Genomic DNA, 18,345 nt, shown 5'->3' with positions numbered 1-18,345 from the left:
TTAATTTCCGCGTTTTGGCGCCTTTTTTGGTGAATTCAAGCGGCTGGAACGCGTTGGGTTGCGTGTAACAGCACACGGGAAGTCGCCACTGCCAATACAGCCAGGCCAACAAGCTTCAACGGACGAGCCATTTGTTACCGGCGGAGTTTGCGAGATGTCGATCTCGGCCGTCCTGTTTCATTACGGAGCCATAGGAAGCTCACTCTCCACATTTGTTCCGATCATCGTCGTCTGGATGGAAGGAGTGCACTATGAAATCGCTAGTTATTCGGTTTTTACGCGATCGGTCTGGAGCTACCGCCATAGAATACGGTTGATAACGGCGGGTAAAGCTGTCGCTGTCCACCGACTGACTCAGCTCGTCACCTCAGGTAGCGTGTGTGGATAAGCCACTGATTCGAGTCTACATGACGATTCGCGGGTCCCTTCGGGGTACGTTTCGTCGCAGTGAGTTCCGGCTGCTTACGTCCCGCTGTGAATGATACTCAGGCAAGCTGACGACGAACTGACGGGCAGGTGTCACCCAGCTTAGAGGACGAAGGGCATCGGCCCAACGACGAGTTGATGGTGGCGTGCGCTTCACCAATGATGGTCGGACTCAATCTTCAATTTGATCATGCTGGCCGACGCTGTTTCATCGACCTCAGCCTTTGCTCTCAATTCTGCCGATCGGCGCGCGGCGTAACTTGTGCGAACTTGCCACTCCTGGTCCTTCGGCCCATTGGGGGCGAGGCGCTCAAGCACATCGCCGAGTTCTATGTCCTCGAGAAGGACATCCGTTGCTGTAGCCCCGAGGCGCCGTCTCGTTCGGCAACAGAAAAGCCAACCGCTCGTGGAATCTATCAGCGGGTGGCTCCGCGCAACGCTCGCGTTGGCGGGCTGAGGCGCCCTGGCGGACACCGCACTTGAGAAGCAGTTCGACAGGGGAAGGTATTGAATCCGTCGAGGAAGGGCGCCCGAACGCGGGATTTGAGCTTCAACGCCAGGCTCATTGCATTAATCAGGATGAAAGTTTCCTTACAGTCCCAATCAATTTTTCGTTACGTGTCAGCGAGGTGACCGTCGCATGTCGGGAGAGGGGGCCGCATTATGACCGACCATGTGTCCACCGTCCGCCAAGCGCTTGGCGGCTCAAGAGATGCAGCGCTCACGAAGGTGTCCGGCAAACAGCGGATGCTCGACCGGCCTGTTAAGATGCGTCCTCGTACGCGCTCCTTTGTGAAAAATGCGATCCTCGCCAGTCTTTCTCTGCAAGACCTCGCGGCAATAGGCGAGCTCCTTGAGCCGATCGTGCTGAAAGAACGCATGATCCTGCAGGAGCCGAAAAAGCATCTTGATTACGTCTATTTTATCGAGTCGGGCCTCGTCTCGCTGAGAATTGTCGCGGCGGAAAGCATCCTTGAATCGGCGGTGATAGGACATTGGGGTGCCGTCGGCGCTTCGCTCTTAGTGGTAGGGCATATCTCGACGCACCAATCTGTTGTGCTCTTTCCCGGAAGTGCGCACAGGATCCGTGTCGAGGATTTGCGTCGGGTGACGAAGGAGCGTCCTGAAATCCGAGAACATCTTTTTCGGTACGTTCAAGCGCTGACCTTGCATTGCGCTCAGACGGGATTGTGCGGGGTTCGGCACGATCGCGAACAGCGGCTCGCGAGCTGGCTCTGTTTGGCGAGTGATGCTCTGAGCACTCACGTGCTTCCAATTACGCATGACTACCTTTCGCTCGCGTTGGGGTTGCGCCGCGCTGGTGTAACCGAGACGCTAATCCGATTCGAAGAACAAAGGTTAATTCGCAAGATGCGTGGCGTCTTGCAGATCCATGAACGCAAGGGTCTCGAGCAAAAGGCATGTGGCTGTTACAAGCTTCTTTCAGGCGCGTATGCCCTTTCTGAGTCCCTCAGCAAAAGAGCAGGCGGTTAGCAAAATCGCCCAGGCGCTCAGTGCATCTTGCAGACGCGCTGCCGGCGGCAGTGTTGTCTGCCCGGTCGCATTAACATGCGCAGATACACCGTCATGCCGTTTTCGGCTTCGAGGCAGTCCCATACCGGATTGGTCCACATGCACGTCCTGCGTCGCCTTTGGAAAGGGGACTTGCCGCTGCGGCAGGCGTTCTGGAATTGAGCGGTGGCCGGCGGAATTGCGGTCAACGTGCTCACGTCAATTTTCTTCCTGGCACTGATCATGGGCGATCGTAGTGTAGCCGTTGTGTCGGCTACGCAACTGCAGTACCCTACAATATCGTCGCAACGGTCGGCATCTGGCGATCGGCCGCACGAAGGGCGTCACCATTGGGCCGACCTCGCGCGCATCGGTACGGTTGCTGGAATGATCTTGTTAAATGTCATCTGATCGATGACCATTTCCGAACGCCACTAAACGGGCTCTGCATTAATTGTGTCTCGGTGCTGCAACAACCGTTCTGTTCCTCATTAGGAACAGCAAAATATGACTCCACAGTCCTTATTGCGGAGATCAGTATCCGAAATATCGGGCAGGCGGATCGAGCGTTTTTATAATGGATTGTTTAAGCCCGAAGGTCGCAGCGCGAAAATGCCTGCAACCTCTTTTCGCTCGGACTCAGACCAAATATGAACTGAAGAATGGCCTATTTGATCTTTGCCCGCGATGGTGCAAGCTGCATTGTATTGAAGCGAGATAGTCGGGACGGAGCCGAAAAGAAAGCGCGCGAGCTAAGGGACCTTGGCTGGTTCGATGTGCAGATACAAGAAGCCGAGCCAGCCCGAGCGACAGCCCCAAAGGGCTCGGATGGCAATTGAGGTTCGCGATCAGGACGTGCCGCGGGCCTCCAGGTCAAGCTTCCCTAGGAGTCGATCTGCTTAGGCAGGTCATTAATCGAGGTCCAACAAAAAGGGCGCTGTAGGACGGCCTAAAGTTACCTTTTGATGTCCCATCACGGGATAGTTGGTAAAATTTAGCGCTTGTCTCTGACTATTGATTACGGCCGTGCTATTGACGCTTCTCGCTCTTTGGCATGCTGCGCAGTAGCTGTCTTATCCGCTCGTCGCGATCCCGTTTGAGAAACTCGCGCTCGCGATGCTCGAATGCCGAGATTCCGCGCTCATGGTCGATGTCGAGGCGACGCGAGCTATCCGGCAGGCCGAGGTCGGAATTCGTTCAAATACGCCATAAGGATTATGCGTTTTGGTCCTTAGGACTCCAGAGCGACTTTCAAGCGAGCTTTCTCTAGACGATGCCTGAGTGCAGTGAGCCTATTAGCGAACTCACTCAGTTCGTGAAGACCGAAATCACCAAAAACAAAATCATCGAGGACTTCCTGTTGTGCAGCGACGCTAGCGAGATGCTTGTAAGTCTTGTCCGTCAGTGACATCTGGACGACCCGGGCATCGCTTGTGGAGGTCCTACGCCGCAGGAAGCCCTTCTTCTCCAGCAGCTTTGATTGGGTCGTGACGAATGAAGGGTCGACGTGCATAAATTTCGATACCACGTTGACCGGAACACCGTTTTCTCTGTCCAACTCCGTCAAGGCCATCAAGATCATCCACTGTGGCCCAGTAATGCCAAGTACATCGGCCCGGAATTGGCGAAGTTCCTCCAGACATAAATTGATCGATCTTATTTCCCACATGAATCGCCGGACCACCTCCTGACTCTCAGCACAGCCACTGTCGACCGCTCTTGCTAGACTAGGCATATCCTGAGGCATCATATGTCAGCAGTTCATCCTTGGTTCGTTTCCCCTAGCGCAGATTAAGAATACGGACAATGCTGTCCGCGCGAACCCACAGCGCGCTCAGATCGTTCGGGCACTCGGCGAACTTCCGGATCACCTTGGCGTCACTGCAATCGAAAACCGGGGGGCTGGGTTGCCGCGAGCAAAAGTGGACAATTCGGTGTGGTGAAATCGGTCGAAAAAAGCGCGGGACCGCAGAATTTATTCGCCGACGCCGGACGCGTTGCATTATTCAATATCGATATCTCGTTACTATGCAGGCCAAGCATAACCCTGTTTCACGAGCCCGACTGTTTTGGGTGTCGGCAATACAATCGCGAGGTCAAACCCATCTCAATCGGCGAAACGGCATAGGAGTGGGACATGGCTAGGTATTTCTACCGCGGCACGCCTCAGATGCGATCGCAGGGCGCATGTCCAGCCCCAGCGTCATGTCGGCGGATGGAAGCCCCGACTGGGCGCGCTTTTCAATCGTATCGACAACCTATGCCGCTGGAGAGGGCACGAGAGGAATTCCCCGACGCATACCGAACGCTGACGACTTCCCACGTTTCATATTTTTGTCGGGCCGGGAGATCTACTCGAGTGTGGCCACTTCGAGTGCTTTGGCGCCAGCGGGGAGGCTGGCTGCGCGCCCAAACGCGGAGGAGCACGCTGCGCGGCCACCGAAGCGGCTCAGCACGAAGTACTTTGCCTGACCGCATTGCAGTTCAGCCGACGGCGAACGATCAATTCGTTTGGCCGCCCCTTGCTAGCTCTCTTACGCTTTACATGTATGAACGCCGCGCATTTGCTGAATGCAAAAAAAGACCGCGCGAACTTTACACACGGCCAAGTCAGGGAGGAAACGCCCCATGGGCCTCTGAACCAGAGCTCCAGGAACGAATGACCGCATAACGATTTTCTTGCGTCGCTTGGCGGAGAATCTCGCTCAGTTTCGCATCTTTCGCGCAAAAATGACCGACTGATCGCAGCTATTCCTCGAAAGCATCGTACGGCATGGCAGTTTGCGCTATATCGGTCGCAAATTAATGTCCCGTTAATAGGAATCCAAACAACCAGATTGCGTTCGGGTAATCGCGCGTGCTCCTAGCCTGCGAGTTCAGGATTTCGAAACCAGTCTAATTGATTTGCCGGTCGTTATCGACCGAACGAAGTGGGTCAACTCCCGTTTAGCTCAATATGGATAACCCCCGTCGGACGCGCTAGCCGCTGCGCCGGGGGCATAAACATTGGTGTGGCGTGAAGGGGTAGATTTTTGAGTAAGCCCGTTTCGAGTGTTAGTTGAATCCACTTAACATTGAAACGACGCACGGCAGCAATCGCAAGATCAACTTAATTCTGTCACAACACGCCCACGTTGAACGCGTATCTGCGGCGTGCTGCATCGCTGCGCGCGAGTGGAATGCTCTGCTGCGTTGAGTACGCTGAACACGCAGACCGGTGCCTCTGCGCAAGCAACCTAGCCACCAGGCAGCAAGAGAAACTGCGAAAAAAGAAAGAGGAGCTATACGATGGCGGGCGTGTTTCCTGTTCAAGGGTTTGGGTTCCTCTCAAACTATAATGGTGCATTCGTCACCAGTTCCGCGCTCGCCGCTATGAAGGCGATTGCGGGAACGAATGCAAATTCGATTGAGCTCGCCCCCCGACTTTTTATGCAAACCAGGACATCGAACGATGTCTTCGCCCATCCCGCCAAGACCGAGAGCGATGCTAATATTCTTCAGGCCATGGCAAATGCCCAGGCGCTCGGCCTTTCAGTCACGCTGAAGCCCATGGTCTCCGCCCTAGATGGCGGTCTTGCGTACGTACTTAATCCGAGCGATCCCGCCGCCTTTTTCCTTTCCTATAAAGAGCAAATGGTTCACATGGCGGAGCTCGCCGAACAAGCAGACGTCAGCATGCTTGTGATCGGCAATGAACTCGGCAAGCTCTCCGGCCCGCAATATCGAAGCTACTGGGTCGACCTCATCGATTCCATACGCGCTGTGTTCCACGGCGAGATCACCTATGCAGCCGCAACCGACGAAGCCATCAATGTCAGCTTTTGGGACAAGGTCGATGTCATCGGCATCAACGCCTATCCGCCGCTGACGACGACGACCGAGCCGACCGTCGAGGAGATGGTCAATGCGTGGAACAGCATGTCTACGGACGACTACTGGGCGAAGGTGATGAACCACATGTCGCCGGTCGATTTCTTCCACTCGCTTGCCCTGCAGTATGACAAGCAGGTGTTCTTCACCGAAACCGGCTATCGCAGCGTCGACGGAACCAATATCAGCCCGGGCGGCTGGGCCGAAGGCACGACGCAGGACGTCCAGGAGCAGTATGACGCCTTCAATGCCTTCTTTCAGGTGTGGGGATCGGAAGGCGGAAGCTGGTTCAGGGGCGCGTCGATCTGGAACTGGGACACGAACAACAAATACTCGCCGATCGGCTACTCGCCCCAAGGCAAGCCTGCGCAGGAATTGATTACTGAATGGTACGGAGGACAGCACCAGCCGCCCGGCCAGAATCTGACTGGTTCTCCCTCTGCCGATCTGATGGATGTGGGCGGCGGCAATGACGTGCTGTCGGGTGGGGTCGGCAACGACACGATCAAGTCGGGCGGCGGCGACGACAGCATTACCGGCGGCCCCGATATCATTCCGAAACTCGCGGAGACCACTATCACCGTGACGGGCTATGGCTCCGTCGTCGACGGCGTCGGCGCCAAGATGCAGCTTCTGATCAATGGGCAGCAGATCGGCAATACCGTCGAGTTCCGAAGCGCCACCGATGCATCGGGCTTCCAGACCTTTACATTCACCTTCGCCAACCCGGCGACAGTCTCCAGTCTCGATCTTGCTTTCGTCAACGATGTCGCCAACGCCAATGGTGACCGCAACCTCTACATCAAGGACATTACCGTCAACGGTGAGCATCTTGCCGTCACCGACGCCGTCAATCCGAGCTCGCCGGGAACGTGGAATCTCTATCAGAACAAATCCATCCACTATGACATGACCGCTCGGCAGGACCTGTTCTTCGGGTCATCGACGGACGATGACAGCCTTGACGGAGGAGCCGGCAAGGATGCGATCAACGGCGGCGCCGGGACGGACATGATCCAGGGCGGTGCGGGCAACGACACCATCAACGGTGGTCCGGGCGCGGATGTGATTCACGGCGGAGCGGACGCCGACACGATCAACAGCGGCTCCGGCATCACCACGGCGACGGATCAACTTTATGGCGATGACGGCAACGACATCATCAAGGCTGGCACCGGTGACACTGGTGCCCTGCTCGACGGTGGCGCCGGCAAAGACCAGCTTTATGGCAGTTGGGCCGCCAATGTCATGAATGGCGGTGATGGAAACGATTATCTCTCTGGCAGCGGCGGACTGGATACGATGCACGGCAATGCCGGCGACGATCAGCTGAAAGGCGGCCCTGCGGCAACCCAGATGTTCGGAGACGATGGCAACGACAGCCTGCAGGGCGGTACCGGCAGCGAGTTCCTGTATGGCGGCAGCGGCAACGACCGGCTGATCGGTGGCGGCGGAAACGATTACCTGGCTGGCGGGTCCGGCAATGATACGTTCGTTTTTGCCGCCGGCTTCGGCAAGGACACGGTCGCTGACTTTCAGAATACCGATGGTGTCCAGGACATTATTCAGATCGACAAGACGGTATTTGCCGACTTCAGCGCGCTGCAATCGCATATGGCCGAGGTTGGCACGAGCGTCGTGATCACCTTAGACGCTAACAACACGATTGAGATCAAGAATACGACCGTGGATCAGCTCCACGCGAGCGATTTCTTGTTTCTCTGAAGGAGACTGCAGGCTGGGGCAAAGGCGCGTCTTCAAGCCGTGCCCACCATCTTCGTCCAAGTCGCGCCTTCATTCGGTGGCAGCTTTGCTTTGCGCTCCTTGCTGTAACGGGCCTTCGATCAGTCAATCCTTTTTGCGTTGTCCGCTCGCCGGGGTCTCGCTTCTGTACCGGACTTGGTTTCGAGAAAGCTGGTGTTGTCACCTACCGGAAAACTGTTGTGCGTCTCCTCTCAGGCTGCCGGCGCGGCGGCGTTGAAGGGGGTGCGGTGACGAGCATGCGGGTGCATGACTGAATTGAAAACGGTCGAATGTGCTTGTCAGCTTTAAAGCTTCTGCGCGCTGCAAAGCAGCCGCTTGCCCAGCGAAAGTAGGTGTTCCTGTCCGGTGGAACAGAGGAAGACCTAGTGCGTCTTTCGGCACGGGGATGCGAGCCGTGACGTGAGGGCCTCAGGCTACGTACACGGAAATCCCAAGTCAATTCAGCCTAAACTCATCCCACTCTATGGTGCTAAGGACATGCTGCTATTCGGCGGACCGCTGACGCGAAGATGTGGACCTCCTCTATTGTATTATAGTAATGCGGCGAAGCACGAACGATTTCCGGAAGTTTTCTCCGCGTCGCATCTAATGGTGTACTTGTTGGTGGGGAGACCGACACATTGATTTGTTCTATGGCAAGACGACGCATGACCTCACGTGCACCCACGTTGTCAAGAGTGAACGACACGATTGAGGCGCGACGTTCCCCAAGGTCATGGATTGACAATCCAGGAACTGCGCGGAGCAAGGTGCGCAACTCATCAGCAAGTAGACGACAACGTCGTTCGATCTTGTCGATGCCGATTGAAAGTGCGTAGTCGACTGCTATTCCAAGCCCGAGCCGCGACGCATAATTCGCCTCCCATGTTTCGAATCGTCGAGCGTCGGATCTGAGTTCATACCTCTGCGGTCCAACCCATGGTGCTCCGAACAGATCGATCATCGCCGGTTCGATGTCTTTCAGGAAATCGTGACGTACGTACAGGAAGCCTGTCCCTCGTGGACCGCGCAGGAACTTTCGGCCTGTTGCGGTGAGCATGTCGCAGCCAAGTACAGAGACATCGATCGGCATCTGTCCGGCCGCTTGGCAAGCGTCCAGCAAGTACGGAATCCGATATGCGCGAGCGATCCGTCCGACGGCCTCGGCCGGATTCACGAGACCACCGTTGGTGGGCACCCATGTGATGGCGATCAGTCGTACGCGAGCATCAATCATGCGTTCGAGCGCTTCCGGGTCGAGAACATGATTTGCGTCGTCGGGTATTATCTCGACCTGTGCTCCGCTTCGACGTGCAACCTGCAAAAAAGCGACATAGTTTGCCGCAAATTCTGCGGAGGTCGTGAGAATCCGGTCACCCGGGCGGAAGCGTAGCGAGTAAAAGGCGCGCTGCCATGCCAGGGTGGCGTTCTCGGCCAGCGCGATCTCCTCCCGCTTCGACCCAACGAGCCGGGCGATGCTGTTGTACACGCCGTCGAGGCGCGTGCTGTTTTCGGCGCTTGCCTCATATCCGCCAATTTCGGCTTCGCGCTGCAGGTACTCGATCATGCCCCCGACAACCGGCTTCGGCATCAATGCAGCGCCTGCATTGTTGAGGTGAATTCGATTTGCGACGCCGGGTGTATCACTTCGCAAGCGATCGAAGTCGGAATCGGAAAGATCCTCGAACCCTGTATGGCTCGTCGACTGCTGCACCAGAGATCACTTTCTTTAATGGCTTGCTCGAGCCCGGTTGAGCACACGATGCTCTTCGATCATCAGCAATTCCTTTGAATCGTAACTGGAGCTTGAGGCCCAAACCAGTCGTTTTGGAGTGAACAACGCCCAATTCTGCCATGGAATGGCTCAACGTTTGCGGTAATCGCCATCGGCTGTCGGCAGAGTATGATCCCATACAACGGTAATTATTTGCCGGGAGGACGAATTGGGACCGCCCCTGAAACCTGTCAAGGCCGCATCGACGGACCCATCCAGCCATCTTCGACCGGTCCTACTGCGTGCGTCGCGCGGCTTAAACCGGATTCCTTGGTGGTGCGACCGAAACGCAGGGGATGAGCCACTCCGCCTGCTTCGAGCCTGTCCGCGCTATGCTCCTACCCGCCTAATTTCGCTGCCGCGCACAGCCGAGCGGCTAGGCCTCGGCGAAATCTGGATCAAGGACGAGACACAGCGGCTTGATATCGGCAGTTTCAAGGGACTCGGCGGAGCCTACGCCGTGCTGAAGCTCGCCATGAGGTACGTCGGGAGACGGACGGGGCGCAGGATTCTGCCGGCGGAGCTGCTAGAGCTTGACGTACGCACCATGCTTTCAGGGCTCACATTTTCCTGCGCTTCGGACGGCAATCATGGCCGTTCCGTGTCGGCTGGAGCGAGACTTATCGGAGCACGGGCCGTCGTGTATCTCCACGAAGGCGTGAGCGAGGAGAGAGCCGCTCATATCTCGCGGCTCGGCGGTGCGATCGTCCGTGTTGCCGGAGATTATCACGATTCCGTCGAGGCGGCAGCCAGAGCTGCTTCTCAGGATGGTTGGATTGCTGTCCCGGATACAGTTGGCCCCGGAGAGGACGACACCGCCTGCACGTTTGTGGTCCAGGGTTATTCAATCTTGATCGACGAAATCATTGCGGCGACTACGGGACAACCAACGCCGTTTACTCATGTTCTGGTTCAAGCTGGCGTCGGAGGTCTTGCGGCAAGCGTGTTCGGGCATGGCTGGGCGCGAGGTCTACTCGGACCCGACACCCATCTGTGGATCGTGGAGCCAGAGCGGTCGGCATGTCTTTACGAGAGCGCTCGCGCAGAGAGGCCGGTACGTCTTCCGCCGGGGCCGTCTACGAACATGGCCATGCTCGAGTGCCAGAGCCCGTCATTGCTCGTCTGGCCCATTATCGATTCCTTGGCCACAGGCTTCCTCACGATCACAGACGAGCAAGCCGCCGATGCGGTCCGTCTACTCAATGGGAGTGTATCCGACGACGCCCGTCTTCGGGTCGGCGAGTCGGGAGCGGCGGGACTGGCCGGTCTCATCAGAGCGGCGGACGAGGATCGAGATAGGCTTGGGCTCGACCGGTCCTCGAAAGTTCTGTTGTTCGCGACCGAAGGCCCCACCGATCTCTCAGCCTGGAGCGGAAGCCGTTAGTCGGCGGCACGAAACGCTTGCGTCTGCAGTCAGGAGACGTCGAGATTAATGCGTGTAGTAAACTTGACCGTCTGCATCGCAACGAACGTAGTGAACGATTTTATATTCTTATCGGGAAAAAACGCCCTTTCAGTGAAAGCCCCATACTCTTCCATCGAACCCGTATTGACGACCAATATGAAATCGGCTGACCCAGTCACATAATAACATTGCGTAACTTCAGGATAAGCGCTCATTCGGCTCTTGAAGGTGTCGAGAAGAGCGAGATGCTCCTGTTCGAGAGCAACCATGACGATCGACGTCACCCGTTTTCCGGCGACTGACGGGGATACGATCGAAACATCGGACATAATTGCGCCGCTCTCCCGCAGCCGCCGTAGTCGACGTAGGCAAGAAGTTGGCGACAGGCCTACACGCTCCGCAAGCTCTTCGGAGGTCTGCTGATTATTCTCCTGAAGCAACATCAGCAACTTGAGATCGAGACGATCGAGATCTGCGCGCGTGATAGCCACCTAGAGATCCCTCAAAATTGCAATTATCCGGCACGTAAAGAGCAAAAATGGCGAATTCCGCCACCAGCACGTCACATTATATGCACGAGAAGTGCCCGAGCAAGTATCGTCAGCAGGGCAAGGGAGGACAGCCATGGTCGACATCGTAAGGCGCAGACTTCTTCAGGGCACCGCGTTGGTCGGAGGCCTTGCGGCGACCCGCTCGCTGTTTCCCGCTCCGGCGATCGCTCAAATTCCGAAGGGCACCGGTCAAGTTGTCGTCTACGACGGCGGCGGATCCTGGGGTGAGGCAAAGCGGATAGCCTACTTCGAGCCTTTCGAGCGCGAGACCGGCATCAAAGTGATCGCGCAACCTCGCACCGATACGGGAGCTGCGCGCGCGAGCGTTCTTGCGGGAGCGCCTCGCTATGACGTGATGATCTTGCCAGGTGGTAAGGCGCCGACTTTCGAGCGAGACAATCTGTTGGTTCCTATCGATTATGGCTATTTCGACAAGGCCGACCTCGATGCGTTTAGCCCCATCAAAGTCGGCAAGTTCACCGTGCCGGCGATCGTCTATTCGCTATTGATCGCGTACGACTCGTCGAAATTTACGTCCAACGCGCCGAACTCTTGGGCGGACGTATGGGATGTTCAGAAGTTTCCAGGGCGCCGTTCTCTGATGGCAGGTACGTGGGCCTCGGACGGCGGTACGTTCGAGGCAGCGCTGTTGGCGGACGGCGTTGAGCCATCGAAGCTCTATCCTTTGGACTGGGATCGCGCGTTCAAGAGCCTCGCGCGTATCAAACCCAACATCGTGAAATGGTGGAATACGGGCGCCGAAGCACCTCAACTTATTATCGACAAGTTGATCACAGCCGGCAGTGCCTGGAACGGCCGGCTTTCCGCCGCCAACGAGCAGGGCGCGAAGATTGGTTACACCTGGAATCAAGGCATGCTGCAATACGATAGCTGGGTCGTGTTGAAAGGAGCGAAGAACGCCGATAATGCCTTCAAGTTCCTCGCCTTCTCGGCTCGCGCCGAAAGCCAGGCCAAGTTCGTTCAGCATATCCTGTATGCGCCTCCGAATTCGCGGGCCTTCGAATTTATCCCGCCGGAACGGGCCAAGCTTCTGCCCACGTCGCCAGATGCGCGCAAACAACAGTTCGTTCAGGACTATGAGTTTTGGAACGCGCCAGGTGCTGGCGGGCGTGCGAACAACGAAATTGCCGTCGCTCAGTGGGAGCGATGGCTCGCAGGTGCGCGGTAAATCGCGATGTCCAATCCGAGTATGACGATATCACCAACCCGGAGGTGGCCCATTGGGCGGGATAGACTCGCTCCCGTCCTACTGCTCCTTCCGATCGTGGTATTGTTCACGTTCGGTTATCTGATGCCGCTGACGCAGCTCGTGCTCAAGAGTCTGCAATCGGATGGGGTTTGGTCCCTCAAGAGCTATGTCGAAATCGCGAGCTCGTCCTCATTCTTCTGGATCGTTCTGAGGACCCTCACGCTCGCCTTGACCGTGACCATCATTTGCCTAGTCATCGCATATCCGCTGGCCTACACGATCTCTCGATGTTCGCGAGGAGTGGCGACGCTCTTGCTCTTCCTCGTCACGCTCCCCTACCTCACCAGCGTTCTCATCCGCACCTACGCGTGGATCGTGCTGCTCAGCCCGAGTGGGCCGATAAACAGAATGCTTCTCGGGCTGGGCATCGTTTCCGAGCCGCTTCAGATGGTGTTCAATTCCGTCGGAGTCTATATCGGAATGGTCCAGGTCCAGCTTCCGCTAATGGTATTTCCCTTGTATGCGGCGCTGACACGAGTCAATCCGAATTTGACCAAGGCCGCGCAGAGCCTGGGAAGTCCGCCGACCGATGCATTCCTCCGCGTTACGCTTCCGGCATCGATGCCGGGGCTGGTCAGCGGATGTACGCTCGTTTTCCTCTCCTGCCTGGGCTTCTATATTACGCCGGAGCTTTTGGGAGGTCCGGACGACTACCTCATCGCGCAGGGTATTAGCCTGAGGGTCCTGATTCTCGGGAATTTTAACGAGGCGGCTGCTCAATCCTCGCTGCTGCTGCTGGCCGTGATCGTCATCTTTCTCGTATTCCGGCGCCGGATTGCAGAAGAGCTAGATGATCGTCCGCGATCGGATGACATCAATGTATCGAGCGCGCTTGCTTTCGGGTTTGCCGTGAGCCGACCTCTCGTAGAGCGCATCTCAACGCTGTCGCATGGTGCCTCCTTGCATCTACATGAATTGCTCTCGAGCATTCGGAAGCCATTGCTCTACGGCTGCGCCGGATTTGCGCTTCTGCTGCTCGTTCTTCCGTTCGCGGTGGTCATTCCGCTGGCGTTCAGTGATGCCCCCTATCTGACGTTTCCGCCTCCAGCCTATTCGCTACGGTGGTTCTCCCGGTTGTTCAATAACACCCAGTGGCTGGATGCGCTGAGCTTTAGCTTGCGCTGGGCCGGCCTGTCGGCGCTCTTGAGCGTTGTTGTTGGCGTTCCGGCGGCGTTCGCATTGGTCCGTCATCGCTTCCTGGGACGGCTTCCGATCTACCTTCTTCTGATCTCGCCGCTGATCGTTCCACATGTGGTCATGGCCGTGTCGCTATTCTTTGCGCTCGCGGGCTCTCCGCTGATCGGCTCTCCGATAGCATTCGCCCTCAGCTACACAATGATCGGAGCGCCATATGCCGTGGTTGTCATGATAGCCGGACTGAAGCGATTTGATCGTACGCTTGAGCGAGCGGCGTCAAGCCTTGGTGCGAGCCCCTTGACGACCCTGCGCACCGTGACCCTGCCTCTGTTGTTTCCGACGCTCGCGAGCGCGGCGATATTCGCCTTCATTGTGGGCTTCGATGACGTGGTGTTTGGCCTTTTTCTAAGCGGGCCATCCGCTACGCCGTTGCCTATGCGGATGTGGGACAACATCCGTCTGGAGATCAGTCCGCAAATCGCAGTGATCGCGGTCTTGTTCTTGGCCGTGCTGGCTATTCTTTATCTCCTGCGTCTCTTTGTCGGAGCGGCAATTGAAGGTCGCCGGACGCAAGGCGGAGGTCGAACTTGACCATCGTGTGGTTTGGACGTGCCACGTCGCTTTGGAAGAGCCCGCGGGGGTGACCAGGCCGGCGCGCTCGCAAACTGAGCTGAGAGAACTGATCATGCTTTCCTTGATGAATGCATCGGATGGATATCGAACCATACGGTTTGCTAGCGTCGGACCTTTCTGGGGATCCAAAGGCTTGTCGGAGGAATGTGCATGAATCGCGATCTCACCTTTTCTATCGGTGAGTACAGGCGGCGATTGTTCTCAGTGCAGGAGCTGATGGCCGATCGTGGCCTCGATTGTGTGATTCTCGACGAACCGGAGATGATGGCTTGGTTGTCGGGGTACACCGTCTCTGAGAACCTTTGGCGCGCATGCGTCGTTCCGGTCTCGGGAGAGCCGTTCCTTTTGGTTCGCAAGCTCGATATGCCGCCGGCCCGTCAGCGGAGCTGGATGGAAGATATCGTCGGCTTTGGCGACTGGGACGATCCGCTGGTCGCCTTAGTGGATGCGTTGCGCGACAGAAAGATCGCTCACGAGAATATCGGTGTCGAATTCCAGTCGAATTCGTTCACTGTTCGGCGCTACCAGAGCCTTCGCGAGCTTCTGCCCGACTCCGACTTCCGCGATCTCGAACGCTCCGCATGGAGTCTCAGGGGGCGTAAGTCCTCCGAGGAGATTGCCCATATGAGGCGTGCGGGTACCCTCCTGGACGCCGCTCTCCAAGCGACGGTGAGGGAGGTCGGGTGTGGAAAAAGCCAGCGTGACGTCGCCGCAGTGGCCGCGAGCGCGTACTACAAGCTCGGGTTTGACGATGGCTTCGTCGGCCCGTTGAATGTCGGGTCCGGCTGGGACTCTCTACACGGATTTCTGGAGGAGCGACCTCTGGTCGACGGCGACATCGTTCACATTGAGCTCTTGCCACGCCTGCGCTTCTATACGGTACGCATCATGCGCTCTGTCATCGTGGGACGCGCGACAGATGAGCAGAAGGTCGCTGCGGAGAAGCTGATTTCACTACAGGACCAGCAAATCGCTGCACTTCGTCCCGGGGCGCTCGCCGCTGATGTCGATCACATTGTGCGGGAGGGTATGGTTGCGGCCGGTCTGCGTAGTACCTACGACAATATTACGGGCTATACGCTCGGAGTGACGCCACTCGTCTCCCAGCACACGAGCGATCTACATCGCTGTTTCACACCGCGCTCGGATTGGGTGATTGAGGAGGGAATGGTCTTCCACATGTATACCTCGGCCGCAGGTCTTGCGATGAGTGATTCCGTTGTGGTGACCAAGAGCGGCGGTGAACGACTGACTAAAACGCCACGTCAGATCTTCGAAACGGACAAAAAATGACGATCATTGCAGCCATGACCGCCGAACATTCGGCTACAACGCCTCTATCGACCGAGGGTAAGCGCGGTGCAGTGTCAGTCGACGCGATCACCAAGACGTTTGGCTCGGTGAAAGCCGTCGACAACGTTTCGCTCTCGATACAGCCTGGCGAGTTCGTCGCACTGCTCGGATCCAGTGGATCGGGCAAGTCCACGCTACTCATGATGCTTGCCGGCTTTGAGGCTCCTAGTTCTGGAGATATCAAGCTCGATGGTGTCCGGATCAACGATGTTCCCGGGCATCGTCGTGGTTTCGGAATAGTGTTCCAGAATTATGCACTTTTCCCGCAAATGACAGTTGCCGAGAACATTGCGTATCCTCTTCGCAGACGGGGCATGAGCGGTCGCGATGCCGAGCGTGAAGTCACGAAAGCGTTGAAGCTGGTTGCGCTTGACGGTTACGGTGCGCGGCTTCCAAGCCAGCTTTCGGGAGGGCAGCAGCAACGTGTCGCGCTAGCCCGCGCACTGGTGTTCCGTCCACCCCTTCTGTTGATGGACGAGCCACTCGGGGCTCTGGATCGAAAGCTCCGACAACAGCTCCAGATGGAGATCAAGCTCATCCATAAAGAGGTAGGGAGCACGATAATCTTCGTCACTCACGATCAGGAAGAGGCCCTGTCCATGGCCGATCGCGTCGCCGTGCTGGAGCGTGGTCGTCTGCAGCAGTTCGGATCGCCTCGGGATCTGTACGAGGAGCCGGCTACGGCCTTTGTCGCCGATTTCATCGGCGAGATGAACTTCTTGCCGGCGGTGATACGTCGATCCGGTCAGAATGTTGGGGTGAGTGCGCCTGACCTTGGGCTGCTACTCGACCTGCGGAAGGATCAGGTGCTCTCTCAGGAGGATCGCGGTCTGCTCGCGGTTCGTCCCGAATTTATTCGATTAGAGGCTGACGACGCTGCGACAGCGACGGTGCTGGAATCCGCGTACACGGGCACGAACCAGAGCGTTCTGGTGCAAGTGGGAGGGCTTAGGCTGACGGCGCGGACTCCGGTTCATCCAGGGCGGCCATTATTCCAATCCGGTCAGCGGGTCCGCGTTGCGCTTGAGGCTGCGCATACTCGCGTATTTCCAGCCGCGCGTTGACCTCTGACCGTCCCGCATGGTGTAGCAGGAGCTACTCGAAATGACTCGGAACGCCGCGATCGCGCGCGCGAGAGACCATCTCGATTCAGGATGCTTCAAGGCCGTGCTGTCGCGCCTCTTAGCCATTCCTTCCGAGAGTCAGAACCCCGAGCGAAAACTGCAGATCATCAAGTATCTCGACGAGCTCCGGCGCATCTTTGAAGATTTCGGCTGTGACTGCCGGCTTTTGACCGTTGGGAACGCTCATTTCCTGTACGCCGAGCGCATAGAAGGTCGAAAATTGCTGACGGTGCTGGGATATGGCCATGGTGATGTGGTTTGGGGTCACGACGATTGCTGGAGCAAGGGGATTTCACCGTGGCTTCTCGTTGAGGCCGATGAACGCTGGTATGGGCGTGGTGTCGCGGACAATAAGGGTCAGCATGCCATCAATATCGCCGGTCTTCGCGCCGTTCTTGAGACGAGAGGTCGGCTAGGTTTCAACGTAAAGTACCTCATAGAGATGGAAGAAGAGATCGACTCGCCCGGCCTCCGCGAACTATGTACGACGCACAAGGAGCTACTGTCTGCTGACCTTCTCGTTGCGTCCGACGGACCGCGGTTGTCTGAGCATCGGCCCACCATATTCCTGGGTTCGCGCGGATGTCTCACGTTCGACATTTACATCAAGGCGCGTGCGAGCGCACACCATTCGGGCAATTGGGGTGGTTTGCTTTCTGATCCCGCAATCCAGTTTGCACATGCGTTGGCGACGATCGTCTCTCCGACCGGCCGCATTCTGATTCCAGAATGGATTCCGAGTGAGTTGCCTCAGTCCCTACGGCGGGTGCTTGCTGATTGTGTCATTGACGGGGGACTTGGAGGACCTGAGATCGATCCGGGTTGGGGCGAACCGGGACTGAGCCCAGCAGAGCAGGTGTACGGCTGGTGCTCGTTCGATGTTCTCGCCATGAAGTCGGGAAATCCGGAAGCACCGGTCAGCGCCATTCCTCCGAGTGCCTGGGCCCGCTGTCAGCTCCGCTTCGTTGTCGGCGTCGATCATGAAGATATTTTGCCAGCGCTTCGGCGGCATCTGGCCCGACACGGCCTCGACGCGGTTGAGGTGGCGCCAAGTCCCGACGACGGCTTGTTTCTAGCCACCCGCTTGGATCCTGAAAATCCTTGGGTGCGGTGGGCCGAAGCTTCGATCATCCGAACGACGGAAAAGGTGCCGGCCATTCTGCCCAATCTCGGCGGATCGCTCCCCAACGATATTTTTGCCAGTGTTCTGAGTTTACCAACGCTGTGGGTGCCTCACGCGCATCCTGGATGCCGACAGCATGCCAGCGACGAGCACCTGCCGATCGAGCTGGTGCGTGAAGCGCTTGGGATTATGGCCGGCTTGTATTGGGATCTTGGTGAGCAGGATACCGTACCGGAGGCGTCAACTAGTTTGGGCTCAACCAAGGTTCGCTTCGGTCGACTTCCTTGAGCCTGATCGTCGTTGCCTCGGATGAACTAACACTGCGCCTCCGTTCGAAGTGCTAACGCTGCCGCTCGAGGGCCCGGCTGTTGCACTTGACGGTAACCATTTTGCTAACGCGAAATCGGCAAAGCCGCATACTGCC

The 18,345-nt window shown here is 57.2% G+C and carries 11 protein-coding genes; 8 read left to right on the top strand and 3 right to left on the bottom strand.

The window, feature by feature from the left end; all coding sequences use genetic code 11:
• The first annotated feature begins 1,089 nt into the window (after nt 1-1,089).
• On the top strand, nt 1,090-1,920 hold the full coding sequence (locus tag LMTR3_RS13130) for a Crp/Fnr family transcriptional regulator (protein WP_065745405.1): 831 nt from the start codon (nt 1,090-1,092) through the stop codon (nt 1,918-1,920).
• A 1,249-nt stretch (nt 1,921-3,169) separates the two neighbouring features.
• Here LMTR3_RS13130 and LMTR3_RS13120 read toward each other — a convergent pair.
• The gene (locus tag LMTR3_RS13120) at nt 3,170-3,607 is read right to left on the bottom strand and encodes a MarR family winged helix-turn-helix transcriptional regulator (RefSeq protein WP_349643799.1); all 438 of its coding nucleotides are present in this window, start codon (nt 3,605-3,607) and stop codon (nt 3,170-3,172) included.
• Nucleotides 3,608-5,226: 1,619 nt separating this feature from the next.
• Here LMTR3_RS13120 and LMTR3_RS39795 point away from each other — a divergent pair.
• Nucleotides 5,227-7,533, top strand: a complete 2,307-nt coding sequence (locus tag LMTR3_RS39795; protein WP_065745403.1) for a glycoside hydrolase family 113 — start codon at nt 5,227-5,229, stop codon at nt 7,531-7,533.
• A gap of 508 nt (nt 7,534-8,041) precedes the next feature.
• Here the strand turns inward: LMTR3_RS39795 and LMTR3_RS13110 are convergent.
• On the bottom strand, nt 8,042-9,265 hold the full coding sequence (locus tag LMTR3_RS13110) for an aminotransferase class V-fold PLP-dependent enzyme (protein ID WP_065745402.1): 1,224 nt from the start codon (nt 9,263-9,265) through the stop codon (nt 8,042-8,044).
• 229 nt (nt 9,266-9,494) lie between these two features.
• Between LMTR3_RS13110 and LMTR3_RS13105 the strand changes: the two genes are divergently transcribed.
• The gene (locus LMTR3_RS13105) at nt 9,495-10,709 is read left to right on the top strand and encodes a diaminopropionate ammonia-lyase (RefSeq protein ID WP_176721878.1); all 1,215 of its coding nucleotides are present in this window, start codon (nt 9,495-9,497) and stop codon (nt 10,707-10,709) included.
• A gap of 29 nt (nt 10,710-10,738) precedes the next feature.
• Here the strand turns inward: LMTR3_RS13105 and LMTR3_RS13100 are convergent, their stop codons facing one another.
• Nucleotides 10,739-11,221, bottom strand: a complete 483-nt coding sequence (locus LMTR3_RS13100; RefSeq protein WP_084029564.1) for an Lrp/AsnC family transcriptional regulator — start codon at nt 11,219-11,221, stop codon at nt 10,739-10,741.
• 133 nt (nt 11,222-11,354) lie between these two features.
• Here LMTR3_RS13100 and LMTR3_RS13095 point away from each other — a divergent pair, with 133 nt between their 5' ends.
• The 5 genes from LMTR3_RS13095 (at nt 11,355) to LMTR3_RS13075 (ending at nt 18,209) form a co-directional block, all read left to right on the top strand.
• Complete coding sequence (locus tag LMTR3_RS13095; RefSeq protein WP_084029563.1) at nt 11,355-12,470, top strand: ABC transporter substrate-binding protein; 1,116 nt, start codon at nt 11,355-11,357, stop codon at nt 12,468-12,470.
• A 123-nt stretch (nt 12,471-12,593) separates the two neighbouring features.
• Nucleotides 12,594-14,279, top strand: coding sequence for an ABC transporter permease subunit (locus tag LMTR3_RS13090; protein WP_176721877.1), 1,686 nt, complete (start codon nt 12,594-12,596; stop codon nt 14,277-14,279).
• Nucleotides 14,280-14,471: 192 nt separating this feature from the next.
• Nucleotides 14,472-15,614 (top strand): M24 family metallopeptidase, encoded by a 1,143-nt coding sequence (locus tag LMTR3_RS13085; protein WP_065745655.1) that lies wholly within the window; start codon nt 14,472-14,474, stop codon nt 15,612-15,614.
• Nucleotides 15,611-16,738 carry an ABC transporter ATP-binding protein gene (locus tag LMTR3_RS13080; protein WP_065745399.1) on the top strand — a complete coding sequence of 376 codons (1,128 nt, stop codon included), beginning with the start codon at nt 15,611-15,613 and terminating at the stop codon, nt 16,736-16,738. Before LMTR3_RS13085 ends, LMTR3_RS13080 begins: the two co-directional genes overlap by 4 nt.
• Before the next feature lie 40 nt (nt 16,739-16,778).
• On the top strand, nt 16,779-18,209 hold the full coding sequence (locus LMTR3_RS13075; protein ID WP_065745398.1) for a M20 family metallopeptidase: 1,431 nt from the start codon (nt 16,779-16,781) through the stop codon (nt 18,207-18,209).
• The last annotated feature ends 136 nt before the right edge of the window (nt 18,210-18,345 follow it).

Source organism: Bradyrhizobium sp. LMTR 3 (assembly GCF_001693485.1).
Classification (GTDB): Bacteria; Pseudomonadota; Alphaproteobacteria; order Rhizobiales; family Xanthobacteraceae; genus Bradyrhizobium.
This window is presented reverse-complemented; position numbering and strand designations above follow the sequence as displayed.

Excerpts from the sequence above, each read along its gene's own strand:
- LMTR3_RS13130 (WP_065745405.1), top strand. The coding sequence starts at position 1,090 with ATGACCGACCATGTGTCCACCGTCCGCCAAGCGCTTGGCGGCTCAAGA.
- LMTR3_RS13120 (WP_349643799.1), bottom strand. The coding sequence starts at position 3,607 with ATGTGGGAAATAAGATCGATCAATTTATGTCTGGAGGAACTTCGCCAA.
- LMTR3_RS39795 (WP_065745403.1), top strand. The coding sequence starts at position 5,227 with ATGGCGGGCGTGTTTCCTGTTCAAGGGTTTGGGTTCCTCTCAAACTAT.
- LMTR3_RS13095 (WP_084029563.1), top strand. The coding sequence starts at position 11,355 with ATGGTCGACATCGTAAGGCGCAGACTTCTTCAGGGCACCGCGTTGGTC.
- LMTR3_RS13090 (WP_176721877.1), top strand. The coding sequence starts at position 12,594 with ATGCCGCTGACGCAGCTCGTGCTCAAGAGTCTGCAATCGGATGGGGTT.
- LMTR3_RS13085 (WP_065745655.1), top strand. The coding sequence starts at position 14,472 with ATGAATCGCGATCTCACCTTTTCTATCGGTGAGTACAGGCGGCGATTG.
- LMTR3_RS13080 (WP_065745399.1), top strand. The coding sequence starts at position 15,611 with ATGACGATCATTGCAGCCATGACCGCCGAACATTCGGCTACAACGCCT.
- LMTR3_RS13075 (WP_065745398.1), top strand. The coding sequence starts at position 16,779 with ATGACTCGGAACGCCGCGATCGCGCGCGCGAGAGACCATCTCGATTCA.